This is a genomic window from uncultured Flavobacterium sp. (assembly GCF_951805225.1).
GTDB lineage: Bacteria > Bacteroidota > Bacteroidia > Flavobacteriales > Flavobacteriaceae > Flavobacterium.
On record NZ_OX638201.1, the window covers coordinates 3,004,914 to 3,018,704 of the forward strand.

At 32.0% G+C, this 13,791-nt stretch carries 17 protein-coding genes; 6 read left to right on the forward strand and 11 right to left on the reverse strand.

Annotation, left to right across the window (positions count from 1 at the left end):
• Nucleotides 1–98: 98 nt before the first annotated feature.
• Nucleotides 99–1,193 (forward strand): glycoside hydrolase family 18 protein, encoded by a 1,095-nt coding sequence (locus tag WN975_RS11965; protein WP_337966736.1) that lies wholly within the window; start codon nucleotides 99–101, stop codon nucleotides 1,191–1,193.
• Nucleotides 1,194–1,266: 73 nt separating this feature from the next.
• Here WN975_RS11965 and WN975_RS11970 read toward each other — a convergent pair whose 3' ends face one another.
• The 4 genes from WN975_RS11970 to WN975_RS11985 form a co-directional block, all read right to left on the reverse strand.
• Entirely contained in the window at nucleotides 1,267–1,758 is a 492-nt protein-coding gene (locus WN975_RS11970; protein WP_337966737.1) for a hypothetical protein, read from the reverse strand.
• Between the two features lie 95 nt (nucleotides 1,759–1,853).
• Nucleotides 1,854–2,777, reverse strand: coding sequence for a transporter (locus WN975_RS11975; protein WP_337966738.1), 924 nt, complete (start codon nucleotides 2,775–2,777; stop codon nucleotides 1,854–1,856).
• Between the two features lie 36 nt (nucleotides 2,778–2,813).
• Nucleotides 2,814–3,335, reverse strand: coding sequence for a DUF4251 domain-containing protein (locus WN975_RS11980; RefSeq protein WP_337966739.1), 522 nt, complete (start codon nucleotides 3,333–3,335; stop codon nucleotides 2,814–2,816).
• 33 nt (nucleotides 3,336–3,368) lie between these two features.
• A complete protein-coding gene (locus WN975_RS11985) occupies nucleotides 3,369–3,803 on the reverse strand; it encodes an META domain-containing protein (protein WP_337966740.1) in 435 nt (144 codons plus the stop codon).
• A 209-nt stretch (nucleotides 3,804–4,012) separates the two neighbouring features.
• Here WN975_RS11985 and WN975_RS11990 point away from each other — a divergent pair, with 209 nt between their 5' ends.
• Both WN975_RS11990 and WN975_RS11995 read left to right on the forward strand, forming a co-directional pair.
• Nucleotides 4,013–4,540, forward strand: coding sequence for a superoxide dismutase family protein (locus tag WN975_RS11990; protein WP_337966741.1), 528 nt, complete (start codon nucleotides 4,013–4,015; stop codon nucleotides 4,538–4,540).
• Nucleotides 4,541–4,646: 106 nt separating this feature from the next.
• Nucleotides 4,647–5,849: an LETM1-related biofilm-associated protein gene (locus WN975_RS11995; protein ID WP_337966742.1), complete on the forward strand. Its 1,203-nt coding sequence runs from the start codon at nucleotides 4,647–4,649 to the stop codon at nucleotides 5,847–5,849.
• Between the two features lie 35 nt (nucleotides 5,850–5,884).
• Here the strand turns inward: WN975_RS11995 and can are convergent, their stop codons facing one another.
• From can to WN975_RS12015, 4 genes are all read right to left on the reverse strand, one after another.
• Nucleotides 5,885–6,523 (reverse strand): carbonate dehydratase, encoded by a 639-nt coding sequence (gene can / locus WN975_RS12000; RefSeq protein WP_121329477.1) that lies wholly within the window; start codon nucleotides 6,521–6,523, stop codon nucleotides 5,885–5,887.
• Between the two features lie 122 nt (nucleotides 6,524–6,645).
• The gene (locus tag WN975_RS12005) at nucleotides 6,646–8,295 is read right to left on the reverse strand and encodes a SulP family inorganic anion transporter (protein ID WP_337966743.1); all 1,650 of its coding nucleotides are present in this window, start codon (nucleotides 8,293–8,295) and stop codon (nucleotides 6,646–6,648) included.
• 82 nt (nucleotides 8,296–8,377) lie between these two features.
• A complete protein-coding gene (locus WN975_RS12010) occupies nucleotides 8,378–8,662 on the reverse strand; it encodes a hypothetical protein (protein WP_337966744.1) in 285 nt (94 codons plus the stop codon).
• 133 nt (nucleotides 8,663–8,795) lie between these two features.
• Entirely contained in the window at nucleotides 8,796–9,275 is a 480-nt protein-coding gene (locus WN975_RS12015) for a Dps family protein (protein WP_099708892.1), read from the reverse strand.
• 108 nt (nucleotides 9,276–9,383) lie between these two features.
• On the opposite strand from WN975_RS12015, the gene WN975_RS12020 reads away from it, so the two are divergent.
• On the forward strand, nucleotides 9,384–10,325 hold the full coding sequence (locus WN975_RS12020) for a LysR substrate-binding domain-containing protein (RefSeq protein WP_337966745.1): 942 nt from the start codon (nucleotides 9,384–9,386) through the stop codon (nucleotides 10,323–10,325).
• 32 nt (nucleotides 10,326–10,357) lie between these two features.
• Here WN975_RS12020 and WN975_RS12025 read toward each other — a convergent pair whose 3' ends face one another.
• Both WN975_RS12025 and mnmD read right to left on the reverse strand, forming a co-directional pair.
• Nucleotides 10,358–10,555, reverse strand: a complete 198-nt coding sequence (locus tag WN975_RS12025; RefSeq protein WP_017496117.1) for a hypothetical protein — start codon at nucleotides 10,553–10,555, stop codon at nucleotides 10,358–10,360.
• A gap of 166 nt (nucleotides 10,556–10,721) precedes the next feature.
• Nucleotides 10,722–11,387, reverse strand: a complete 666-nt coding sequence (gene mnmD / locus WN975_RS12030) for a tRNA (5-methylaminomethyl-2-thiouridine)(34)-methyltransferase MnmD (RefSeq protein ID WP_337966746.1) — start codon at nucleotides 11,385–11,387, stop codon at nucleotides 10,722–10,724.
• Nucleotides 11,388–11,693: 306 nt separating this feature from the next.
• On the opposite strand from mnmD, the gene WN975_RS12035 reads away from it, so the two are divergent.
• Nucleotides 11,694–12,764 carry a branched-chain amino acid aminotransferase gene (locus tag WN975_RS12035; RefSeq protein WP_099712677.1) on the forward strand — a complete coding sequence of 357 codons (1,071 nt, stop codon included), beginning with the start codon at nucleotides 11,694–11,696 and terminating at the stop codon, nucleotides 12,762–12,764.
• A 209-nt stretch (nucleotides 12,765–12,973) separates the two neighbouring features.
• Here the strand turns inward: WN975_RS12035 and WN975_RS12040 are convergent, their stop codons facing one another.
• Nucleotides 12,974–13,354 carry a nucleoside triphosphate pyrophosphohydrolase family protein gene (locus tag WN975_RS12040; RefSeq protein ID WP_099708895.1) on the reverse strand — a complete coding sequence of 127 codons (381 nt, stop codon included), beginning with the start codon at nucleotides 13,352–13,354 and terminating at the stop codon, nucleotides 12,974–12,976.
• A gap of 82 nt (nucleotides 13,355–13,436) precedes the next feature.
• Between WN975_RS12040 and WN975_RS12045 the strand changes: the two genes are divergently transcribed.
• Nucleotides 13,437–13,625: a hypothetical protein gene (locus tag WN975_RS12045; RefSeq protein WP_089354292.1), complete on the forward strand. Its 189-nt coding sequence runs from the start codon at nucleotides 13,437–13,439 to the stop codon at nucleotides 13,623–13,625.
• The last annotated feature ends 166 nt before the right edge of the window (nucleotides 13,626–13,791 follow it).

The following is a 13,791-nucleotide window of genomic DNA, read 5'->3' on the forward strand; positions in this document are numbered from 1 at the left end:
AAATTTTGTTAAAATTAACTTTCCGATCTTGTCAGAATAGTTAAATATTGAATGTATTACTTTATATTTAACATTCTAAAAACTCAAAAAAACATAAAATGAAACAAATTAACCTAATTGTCTTATTTGTTTTGTGCTTTTGTACCACAAATACATTCGCTCAAAAAAACAAAAAGATGGACATTATTGCTTACTATACTGGCGATGACAAACTAATTAATGAATATGAGGTAAACAAACTCAATCAAATTATTTTTAGTTTCTGCCATTTAAAAGAAGGTAAACTAAGTGTTGATTCTCCTAAAGATTCGACAACTATTAAATATTTAGTTTCTTTAAAAGCAAAAAATCCACAGCTTAAAATTATTCTTTCGCTTGGTGGCTGGGGAGGTTGTGAACCTTGTTCTGCTGCATTTTCTACTGCCGAAGGAAGATTAACTTTTGCTAAATCAGTAAAAGAAGTTAGTAATTATTTCAAAGTAGATGGTTTAGATCTTGATTGGGAATATCCAGCAATTGAAGGACTTCCGGGGCATTTATATCAAGCTGCGGACAAACCAAATTTCACAGAATTAATCAAAATTTTACGTTCAACATTAGGTAAAAAATACGAATTGAGTTTTGCTGCCGGTGGTTTTCAAAAATATTTAGACGAATCTATCGATTGGAAAATTGTTGCGCCACTTGTAAATCGTATTAATATTATGAGTTATGATTTGGTAAACGGATATTCTAAAGTTACCGGACATCACACGCCTTTATACAGTACAAATCCAAAGGAAGAATCAACAGACAGAGCGGTTACTTATTTATTAAACCAAGGAATTCCTGCTGAAAAATTAATTATTGGAGGCGCTTTTTATACCAGAACATGGAAAAATGTAGAAAATATAAACAACGGTTTATACCAAGCTGGAGAACATATTCCTGGTGTTGATTTTAAAAACTTTGCAACTACTTACACAGAAGCAAATGGCTGGAAATATTTTTGGGATGATAAAGCTAAAGCGCCATATTGGTACAATGAAAAAGAGAAAACATTTGCTACAGGAGACGATTTAACTTCTATAAAAGCTAAAACAGAATATGTAAAAGCTAAAAAATTAGGCGGAATTATGTTTTGGGAACTTCCTCTTGATTCGCCACGCAACGGAATGGTAAATGCTATTTACGAAGTTAAAACTTCCAAGTAATCCATTTTCCGAATAAATAAAAAAAGGCAGTTATTGAATTAATAACTGCCTTTTGTATATCAAAAAATAAACTCTAATTTATTTGAACTTTTGATTTATCTAATTCTCCAATAAAAGGAATTGACTCCAGAATTTCGGCTCTTATTATCGTTTGAAGATATACTTCTAATTGGATAAATTTAGCAGCATTTATAGCTCCGATAGCTTTCTTTGCTTGTCCGTAAGTTTTAGAATACAACTTTTCATATCCTAAATGATTTTTCAAAGTTCCTTTTGCCAATTCATCAGCTTTTTCATCTGTTAAGGTTGCATAATTTGCGGCATAATCATTAATAAGCTGAAATTTCGTTTGTCCAAGTGCTTTACGCTCAGTTTCATAATTATCATAAATTTTGGTAAAAGCAGCAGATTGTGCATCTGATAAATTCATGTATTGTTTTACAAGGTCACTTTTTGATTTACCGTAAACACTTTGAAGAACATCAACATCCTCTTTAAATGATGATTGAGCATAAGAAGAGAACGTTGCAATTGCCATAATAAGAATAAGACTTAATTTTTTCATACTTATAAGTTTAATTTGTTTATAAATGGGTACTTACTTTCAAATATACTGATTTTTAAGCTATTAAAAAATAGCCTATAAAAATATTCTTACGATTAAAAAAACGAGTATTGATAAGCAACTGATAACGCATAATAATTTAATCCGTTATTAGTATAAGCTCCTACATGATATTGAAATTTAACTGATTGCCCTTTCGCAACTGGCGTAGAAAAAGTTCCTCCTACTCTCCAATTGTCAATTTGGCTATCGTCTGAAACTCCATCTATTACGGTCTTTCCGCCAAAAAACCAATTGGTGTTAAAACCAATCCACATATTATTTTTGAAGTAATAACTTGCGTGAGCTTGCAGACTATACGTTGGTTTTTGTTCTAACTTTTTGCCATTTAAATAATCGTTATTATTGGTATAAAACCAGATCCCGCCATAAGCTTCGGCGTAGACATGCGCAAAACGTTTTGAAACTCCAATTTCAGGTTTAAATCCCCAACGGTTTGTGCCTATATTTACTTGTTTATCATCGTAATATTTTCCGGTTGGAATTGATGTAACCAAACTAACTCCCAGAATTGTTTTTTGTTCAAAGTTTCTAAATTCAGATTTATCGAGCGCGGGCGAACCTAGCAAATTGATTCCAAATCGTACTTTCATGTCAGCAAAACCAGTTCTTGAACCTGTTAAAACATTTCCATTTGTATTTGTTAACGATCCATCCATAAAAGAATATGGAAGCGAAACCTGTATACGTGCCAATTTATTATACAAACCAAAGGTTCTGATATAATTTGCAGCGACATTATGACTCTGAATCGTAAAATCCTTTATTGGCAAAGAAGGATCTGTCAATACATTTCCGTCCATGAAAACATAGCCAACAGCAATTACGTTCAGGTTTTTGGCCACATTAGCATAAACTCTGGGTTCTAAATCCTGACTAAAAGCTGTTATCGTAATGAATAAAAACATCGTCATGAAATGATGTTTCTGCGGCAAAATAAAAAGATTCTTTTTCGGCATAAACAATAGAAATTCGGGACACAATAATTAGATATTCTATTTCTTGCTTTCGTCTTTTTTAGGAGCTGAAACAACTCCCTGATAAGAAATCGCAACTTTATTATTACAATTAATAGAAAGCGTTGCTCCTCCGTCAGGAAAAACAGAAAAATACAGACTATAAACATCATCCTTACCTTTTACAGTCGAATTGATGTTGTAACTCTTTTTCTTTTTTTCAATCTGAATATTCTCTGGTACGCCTTCAAACTTCATCCCGCCATCTCCACCATAAGGCACATAATAGGCACGGCCAAAAAATGGTAAATCGCAAGTTGTTTTTGTGGTATTAAAATTCAAAAAATAAGTATTGTAATCTAAGTTTATCAGCCTTGAACCTAATGGTTGTGCTTTTTGCGCTTCAAAAACAAAATTTTTAGAATTGATAAGATCTTCAATTGCTTTTTGTTTTTGTAATTCTCTTTCTGCTTTTAATTCTTTCTTTGTCTTTTCCTGGGCAAAAACAGCTATATTAAAAAAGCAAAACAACATCACTAAAATGGACAACTTAGCTTTCATAAAATAAGTATTTAATAGTATTATAAAGTATTTTTAAATTTTAGAAAATCGCATCAGTACGCTATTATCAGAAATCAAATTGAGTGTTTTACCATTTTTAGAAAAAGAATAGCTATCTATTCGCTGTATTGTATGCATAAAAACACTTTCTCCCTCTGGATCCGTGCATGCCATTTTAGTCACTGCAAATGGTTGAGAAAAATCAATTTTCTTATCTTCAGTTTTTAATACCCCTGAAAAAGAATTACAACCGTTAAAACCAGCAACTCGTTTTTCTTTAAGATCAAAATAGAGAGCAGGCTTTTTATTGGGAAACAAAATATTGAAAGTAACTTTTGGTCCAGTTATATAATTCAGTTCCCAATTTCCTTCTAGCGTAAATGTTGAATTTCCTTTTTGAGCCATACAAACACTGCTCGAAAATAAGATGACTATCCAAAAACCCAAACTTAAAATATTTTTTACCATAATCATCTGTATTAAAAATAAACTAATAAGACATTACAAAAACACCAAGAAACTGATAACTACGAAATTACGCAATATTTTTTGGTTCATCACTTAAAGTGAAAGAAAATTAAATACTTTGGTTTTAGAATTATTTAACTTTCCATGTTAAATGAAATCCGCCTTTTTATGTTAAATTTACTTAATCTTTAATTCAAAAAGCCTCGTATATGAAAAAAATAATAGTTTCTTTCGCAATAATTGCAGCCGTAATCATTGGCTGTAAGACCAATACAAAATCGGCTGATGCCAAAACTTTAACTGTAGCATTGGAGCCAAAAAGTAATAGTACCGTTAGCGGAACTGCAACTTTTACAGAAAAAAACGGAAAAGTAACTTTTACTGCAAAAGTAGCTGGTTTACAACCGGGAGTTCACGCGATTCACATTCACGAAAAATCAGATTGTACTGCTGCTGACGGAAGTTCTGCTGGTGGACACTGGAATCCAACTTTCAAAAAGCACGGAAAATGGGGTTCAGCTGAATATCATAAAGGTGATATCGGAAACTTTACTGCTGATGCAAAAGGAAACGGAACTATCACTTTAACAACTGACGAATGGTGTATTGGTTGTGGAGATGCAACCAAAGATATCTTAGGAAAAGGTTTAATTGTACATCAGGGAACTGACGATTTTACGACACAACCAACCGGAAATGCCGGCGGTAGAGTTGCTTGTGCAGGACTAATCAAATAAAAAACACAATAACCACTATATTTTCACAAAATGTAGTGGTTATTTCATTTAAAATTAATCCCAAAACAAGAAAAAGATATAGCTTTGCAGCTATAAATTAAAGTTAATGATTAACCCATCAGCTCCAGGTTGGATAGACAAGTTTTTTAGTGAACAAAAGTTTTCAGAAGCTATTCCTTTTGAAACTACAGATTCGTTCTACTATAAAGTCAGAGAAACTGGTTTTATTTATGGACACATCATTTCTATAGATTCTCAAATTCCAATTGAAATAAAAGGCTGGTTTAAAACCGAGATTTCAAAAGTCGCCTTATTAAACACTTTATACGGTGTTTTTTGTATCGAAAAAAGAAGTTCTGAACCTAACAATTTTATTACAGAGGTTTTAAAATTTTATAAAGAAATGAATCCTGAAGGATTTAGTATTTTCAAAATTTTACTTCCAAAAGACACTCCTTCCCTATCTTTAGAGAACATAATAGACCAACGCGTTCAGACGAATGACAGTATTATCAGTAAAAACTTCTCGCATTTAGTTACTAATGCGCTTTTGTTTATTGATGTTTTGGCTTTCAGGCAATACTTAGAACACGGATCAATTCCTGATAAATACCTGAAACGTATTGAAGAAACTGTTCTTGGTATTGTAGCTTTGGCATTAAAAACCAAAACTGCAAAATCTCAACATGACGATTTACTAATAAAACTTTTTGAAGCTTCGATACGCTATTCTAAGTTTTCAAAAGTTACGGTTGATACTTTAGAAACTTTACAATTAGATTATTTCAGCAATAAACTAGAGCAATATTATTTAATTGATATGGCTGGAATGGCGTTGTGGAGTGATGGTGTTGTAGAAAATGAAGAAGCTTACTTTTTGTATTCATTAGGATCAATGATGCAGGTTTCGGATGAATTTGTAGCCAAAAGCGTTGAGACAACCAATAACTTTATTACCACTCATAAAAAGAAGATTCCGTATTTTAATTATTCAAATCCGGTAAAACATTTTTATGATCAAATGACGCACAGCGTTGTAAAACTGATTATAAGAAACAAAAACAGATTGGTTAAAGAGATTGTTCAAAGCAAAGAATTAATGATTCTCTTGGCTTATTCTACAACCAGAGATTTGGATGCTAAGGAAAAGAAAAAAGTAAAAAAACAACTTTTGGATATTTGCAAAACCATTCCGTCACTAACGATATTTTTACTTCCCGGCGGAAGTTTATTATTACCGATTTTAATAAAGTTTATTCCAACAATGTTACCATCGGCTTTTAATGAAAATCTTGACGAAAACGAATAAAAAAAAATCGCCCTTTTGAGGCGATTTTTTATTTCTTATAGATTACTTAGTTGGTAAACTTCGTCTAATTCAGCATTCGAAGCAATGTTTACATTTAAATCGGTTACAAAACCAGAATTTAATCCGTAAACCCATCCGTGAAGCATTAAATCCTGACCGTTTTTCCAAGCTCCTTGTACAATCGAAGTTTTTGCTAAGTTGTAAACTTGCTCTTTTGCATTGATTTCAACAAAAGCATTAAAACGCTCTGTTTCATCTTCAATAGAATTTAAGTATTTATCGTGCAAACGGTATTCATCTTTAATGTGACGAATCCAGTTGTCGATAATTCCAACAGACATATTACCCATTGCAGCTTTTACACCACCACAACCGTAATGTCCGCAAACAATAACGTGTTTCACTTTTAGAACATTTACTGCATAATCAAGAACACTCAACATATTCATATCAGAGTGCACGACCATATTTGCAATATTACGGTGTACAAAAACCTCACCTGGCTTAGCACCAATAATTTCGTTTGCAGGAACACGGCTGTCAGAACATCCAATCCATAATAAAGGCGGTGTTTGACCTTTGGCTAAATCTGCAAAATAATTTGGGTCTAATGCTAATGATTTTTCAACCCATTGTTTGTTGTTTTCTAATAACTGCTTATAAAACTCTCTCATTTTTTTGTTTTTTGAATGGTACTTCTACATGTTTAAACATATCAAAAATAACTTACTGTAAAGTTATCTAATTTTTTAATACTTCTCACACTCAAGAAATACCTTAATTAAAATTAATTTGTTTAAATGTTTTCTTTTACCGTCTCTTTTTTAACCAAAGCTCTTTTTGCAACATCATAATAATGTTCTATAGACACGTGGTTACCAATGTCCGGTGAATTTTCAAGCTCGTAAGCTTCTTTAAATCCTTTTAGTTTCACCTTAATGTTTTCGTCAACAGCGCGCGTTTCTTTAAACTCACGAATTAAATCCAAAACATCATGCGCAATATACTCAGTATCATGTGCATTGATGATTACTTTTGAGTTTTCAGGAATCTCATTCAATGTCAATTTGATAGCCGCTTTGTTTAAGAATGAAACTTCCTGAGCTAAGTCAATATGAATAACGTCTCCGTCTTCATACTCTTCTTTCTTGAAGCTGTAAGCTCTTTTCAGATTTCCTCTTAACACAAAAATGATACTGATGATAATTCCTAAAGCAACTCCTTTAAGTAAATCTGTTGCTACAACAAATACTAAAGTTGCAATAAAAGGCACAAACTGGTATTTTCCTTTTTCCCAGAAATGAAAGAAAGTCGCTGGTTTTGCTAATTTATATCCCACTAAAATTAATACAGTCGCCAATGTTGCCAATGGAATCTTGTTTAAAAGTGCCGGAATTGACAAAACACTTATTAATAAAAGTACTCCGTGAATAATAGCTGACATTTTAGATTTCGCTCCAGCATTATTATTAGCAGATGATCTTACAACTACAGATGTCATTGGTAAACCACCTAAAAGTGAACTCACAATATTACCAATTCCCTGAGCTCTAAGCTCAACATTTGTATCTGTATAACGTTTTTGAACATCCATTCTATCAGAAGCTTCAATACAAAGTAATGTTTCTATAGAAGCTACAATGGCAATTGTTATAGCAACTACCCAAACTTGCGGATTTGTAATAGCGGTAAAGTTTGGTGTAATTAGAATAGATTTAAATTCATCAAAAGATTTTGGAACTGGCAAAGAAACCAAATGTTCTTTTGCAATTGCCAAAGAGCTTCCTGTTGAAACAAAAAATTCGTTCAAAAGTACTCCGGCAATAACAGCTACTAATGCACCCGGAACTAATTTTAATCGCTTTAAAAATGGAATTTTCTCCCATGAAATTAAAATTACAAGTGAAATCAATGATATAACGACTGCTCCTAATTGAATGTGATTTAAAACATCGAATAAAAACGAAAATGAATTGCTTCCGTCATTCTGTACAAATGCCTGATCACCTTCAAAATCTGCGTCATAACCAAAAGCATGAGGCAATTGTTTTAAGATAATGATGATACCAATACCGGCTAACATTCCTTCGATTACATTTGTTGGAAAATAGTTTGAGATACTTCCGGCTCTTAAAAACCCTAATGCTAATTGAATTAGTCCTGCAATAAAAACAGACAGTAAAAACACATCAAAAGCACCAAGATCCGAAATAGCGGTCAAAATAATAGCTGTTAATCCAGCTGCTGGTCCAGATACACTGATGTGTGATTGGCTTAAATAACCAACTACAATACCACCAATTACACCTGCGATAATTCCAGAAAATAACGGCGCTCCAGAAGCCATTGCAATACCTAAACACAACGGAAGAGCCACCAAGAAAACCACTAAACCTGAAGCAAAATCAGATTTAAGGTTGGCAAAAAGATTGATTTTTTTTGTCATAACACAATACTAAAAAAATTATTCATTAAAGATTGACCACATTTATTCAAAAATGCAGTTCAGTTCAAAATAATCGGAAGTATTATGCCAAGTTTGGAGGTGGAGCAAAAATGCTCGGAGAAATATTGTCTAGTTTTACAATATTTTCAGACACTATGGTCTTTTTTTCAATATAAACAGGAATTATAACTTCGTGTTGAAGTATTGCCGGATAAACGGCTGCCTTAAGTTCTTTGTGTGAATGCTCCTCTTCAGAAAAACTGAAAAACATAGACGTATCATTACTTTTCTTAAGCACCGTAACAATAGTAGGCGTTGCTAAGAAAGCAATAAATATGAATAATAATATGCGAGCGATTCGTTTCATTGGAGCAAAAATAGTGTTAAACTGATAAAATCAAAGCGGGAGGGGCAAAAATTTTATAGAAATTTAACAATCATAAAAAAACAGAATGAAGGCACGCCCACATTCTGTTTATATTTACCTAAGGAACAATTAATTACAACTCTTCTTCTAACCAAGCGTTCATCATCCAGATCGTTTTTTCCTGCTCTGCAATGAAGTCGCTCATCATAGAATTGGTTCCTTCGTCGTTGATTTCGTCTGATTGTTTTAGAATTTCTCTTTCGATTTTCAATAAATCAGTCAAAGAATGAACAATTAATTGAACTGCTTTTTCGTCGTTTGAGATATTCTTTCCAACCGCTAATTTGTTGTTTTTAATATAATCTTCAAATGTATGTAATGGAGTTCCTCCTATTGTCAAAACTCTTTCGGCAATCATATCTATTTTTAATTGTGCATCCGTGTACAATTCTTCAAATTTTACATGTAAATCAAAAAAACGTTTCCCACGAATATTCCAATGTATTCCTCTTAAATTCTGATAGTAAACCTGAAAGTTTGACAATAATACATTTAGTTCTTTTACCAACAATTCAGACTCTTTTACAGGTAATCCTAAAATATTTGTTTTCATAGTTATGCGTTTTATAATATGTTTACTACAAATTTAAAACAACTTCTTTAAAAATAGAATAAAAAAAAATTATATTTACTTATTTTTGCATCAAAAAATACTATCAAAATGACTATAACTCAATTACAATATGTCTTAGCCGTTGCCGAACATAAAAACTTCACGCTTGCTGCCGAAAAATGTTTTGTTACACAGCCTACTTTAAGTATGCAAATTCAAAAAATTGAAGAAGAACTCAATATTTTGATCTTCGACAGAAGTAAAAAACCTATCCAACTTACTGATATTGGTCAGAAAATTGTTAATCAAGCCAAAAACATTGTAAACGAAGCAGACAGAATCAAAGATATTGTAGAACAACAAAAAGGTTTTATTGGAGGTGAATTTCGTTTGGGAATAATTCCAACGATTATGCCAACGCTTTTACCAATGTTTTTGAATAATTTCATTAAAAAATATCCGAAAGTAAAACTCTTAATCGAAGAGTTGAACACGGATGAAATTATTGTGAAGCTAAAAAACGGTCATCTTGATGCTGCAATTGCCGCAACGCCTCTTGAAGACGAAAAAATAAAGGAAATCGTTTTGTATTTTGAGCCTTTCGTAGCTTATATTCCGGAACATCATGCAAGTTTTTCTAAGGAAGAAATTGAAGTTTCTGATCTAAACCTCAACGAAATTTTGCTTTTGCAAGATGGACATTGTTTTAGAGACGGAATTTTAAATTTATGCAAAAACGGTTCTGATATCGATCAGAATAATTTTCAGATTCAAAGTGGAAGCTTTGAAACCCTTATAAAATTAGCCGACGAAGGTTTGGGCACAACGTTACTTCCGTACTTGCACACCTTAGACTTAAAAGAGTCCGATAAACTGAAACTGCGTAACTTTAAGGAACCAAAACCTGCTCGTGAGGTAAGTTTAATTTACCCAAAGAGCGAATTAAAAATGCAAATCATTGACGCATTACGATCTACAATCGCCGGAGTTGTAAAAGGAGCAATTGTTTTTCAGAACGTTCAAATCATTAGTCCGCTACAAAAGAAATAAAAATAAAAAAGGAGCCAATTTGGCTCCTTTTTTTATACTTTAATTAGTAGTAAACTTTGTTTTAATTCTGGTTTTTCAATAATGAAATTTAATAACCATTCTTGCAATTGTTCCATTTCGTACGGTAACAGTGTTTTGATAGCTTTTTCTAGTTCTTTGCAGAAAAGTATCGGATCGAAACTTACTCTCTCAAGTATTGATTTCGTGTAATCAAACATCATTTTTGACATAATAAAATAAGATTTTCGGGGGTTATCTATATTTTTAAACTCGCAACAAATTTAAACAAATATCATTCATATACATTCAATTTAACTTATTTTTTTAAAAACTTTAGCAACGAATACGTTTTCTTAATAAATATAAATCAATCTAGAACGTTTCTAAACAACTCATTTAAACCTTTTTAAACGCTCTGAACATCTCTCGTTTCCCCGGAGGCCCTGCTAATTTTTCGACAGTAAATCCAACTTCAATCATGCTTCTTTTAACAACTCCGCGAGCGGCATATGTTACCAAAACACCATTTGGTTTTAAACTATTATACATTTTTCGAAAAATTTCAGTAGTCCACAACTCCGGTTGAACGCGATATCCGAAGGCATCAAAGTAAATCAAATCAAAAATTTCTAAATCGTCGATTTCATGAAAAAATTGTTTCCTTTTGGTTAACGAGAAAAGGTTGCAAATTTGCGTTTTTTCATTCCATTCACTTTTATGCATTTTCTGAAAAATGTTATCAAATTCCAATGCCTCTAATTCTGCAACATAATTCATTGCCAAAACTTCTTCAGCATTTACCGGATACGCTTCTACTCCAACATAATCGATTTTCTGTTGTTTTGCATTAGACTCCAAAAAAGTTATAAAAGCATTCAAACCTGTCCCGAAACCAATTTCAAGAATACTAACCGGATTATCTTCAAATAATGAAAGTCCGTTTTTTATAAATACATGTTTTGCTTCCTGAATTGCTCCATGCTTAGAATGATAACATTCATCCCATTCCTTTAAATGAATTGTTGTTGACCCATCCAGCGTTTTAATTATCTCTCTTTCCACTATTTATAAATTTGTAGTACATTTTTGTACGATTTCAACTCATTTTGCGTGTCAAAATTAGTCAAAACAAATGCGTAAAGCCTTAAAAATCCGCACTTTTTTCATAAATTCTTTATAAAACTGAACGTTTTTTTTGACTTTATTATAAGATAAATAAATCTCAGTTAAAGGCTCTAAATAATGCAGTTTTACTAAGTAAATTATATATTTTTACTTAATTTTGCATTCAGTAAATACTATTATACCTGATCATTGCTTTAGATTCAATCTATTGAAATGAAAATTACACACAAAACTAACATTATTATGAGTACAACTCAAGCAAGCAAAATTGAAATCAGAAAAGCGACTTCGTCAAAAATAAGCGAAGTAGACTTTGAAAACTTAAGCTTTGGTGCTGTTTTTACAGACCATTTATTCGAATGTGATTTTAAAAATGGAGAGTGGCAAAATCCTGTCATTAAGCCTTATGCTCCAATTTTAATGGATCCTTCTTCAAAAGTCTTTCATTACGGGCAAGCTATTTTTGAAGGAATGAAAGCTTATAAGGATGATAATAATGATGTTTGGTTGTTTAGACCAGATGAAAACTTCAAACGTTTTAACAATTCTGCAGTTCGTATGGCAATGCCAGAAGTTCCGGAAAGTGTTTTTATGGATGGTTTGAACGAATTATTAAAAATTGATCAGGAATGGATTCAAAGAGGAAACGGAGCTAGTATGTATATCCGTCCTTTTATGATTGCAACCGGTGCCGGAGTTATTGCAAATCCTTCTGACGAATATAAATTCATGATTTTACTTTCTCCTGCAAAATCTTATTATTCAGGTGAAGTAAAAGTTATTATCGCTGAACATTATAGTAGAGCTGCAAATGGTGGAATTGGTGCTGCAAAAGCTGCCGGAAACTATGCTGCACAGTTTTACCCAACTAATTTAGCAAACAAAGATGGTTTTCAACAAGTAATCTGGACTGATGATGCAACGCATACTAAACTGGAAGAAGCTGGAACTATGAATGTTTTCTTTAGAATTAACGATACTTTATTGACTGCTCCAACAAGCGAAAGAATTTTGGATGGTATTACCAGAAAAAGTTTGATTGAAATGGCAGAAAAAGAAGGTCTTAAAGTTGAAGTTCGTCCGGTTATTGTTTCAGAATTAGTAGAAGCTGCTAAAAACGGATCTTTAAAAGAAATCTTTGGTGCAGGAACTGCAGCAGTTATCAGCGTAATCAAAGGATTCTCTTATCAGGATGTTTATTATGAAATGGCTCCAATTGAGAATACTTATGGTGCTCTTTTAAAAGAAAAATTAACTAGTCTTCAAAACAAACTTTCTGAAGACACTTTTGGATGGACTGTAAAAGTTCAATAATCAAAAGATTAATATAAAAACAAACCCGATAGCTTCACAGTTATCGGGTTTTCTATTTATATCATAAAATGCAAAGCTAATTTTACCGCAAAGTGCGCAAGATTAAACGCAAAGTTCGCAAAGCTTTGTGTTGATCTAGCTTTGCTAACTTTGTGTTTTGTATGCGTAAAGAAAAAATAAATCTTAGCGCACTTTGCGGTTAATTTTCTCTATAAAAGTTTCGAAAAATCAGGTTTAAAATAATTCGGACCTTTCATTACTTTTCCGTCTTCTCTATAAATTGGCTGTCCGTCTTCGCCAAGTTTACTCATATTACTACGCTGAATCTCGTCAAAAACAGCTTCAATTTTATCTTGTAATCCGTGTTCAATAATTGTTCCGCACAAAATATACATCATATCTCCCAGCGCATCAGCAATTTCAACTAAATCATTATTTTGAACTGCTTCAAGATACTCCTCGTTTTCTTCTTTCATTAAATTATAACGAAGCAGTTTTTTAGATTCTCCCAAATCAGCAATTGGAGATTGACTATGACCTATTTTAAAAGCAGTATGAAATTCAGTTACTGCATCAAGTTGTTTCCTCATGATTTTAATTGATTAAATGAAGTGGCAAATTAGCAACAAATCATATACAATTCTCTAAATTTGTCAAAAATAATTTTTTACTATGTTTAGTCAAGGACAATTAATATTCGCACTCTGTTTTTTTATTGCATTTGTAATCGTAATGATATTTGCTTATCGAAAAGATCTCGCATTACACAAAGTTTTCTACAAAGGAAATTATAAAGTTTTAATTGTATTCTTGCTTTTTATTGCGATTTTGTTTGTAATCAAATTCTTTTTCAAAAGATAGACCTTTAAATAATATAGTTGATTTATAAATAAAATAAATCTCAAAAAATTACAATTAAACTTCTTCAAAATCGTTTTATTTGAAACTTTTTTTGATCAAATAAATTTATAAAGTGTACTTTTATTGCGGCGCTATTAGTGCGACTAGTAATAAAATTTATAACTTT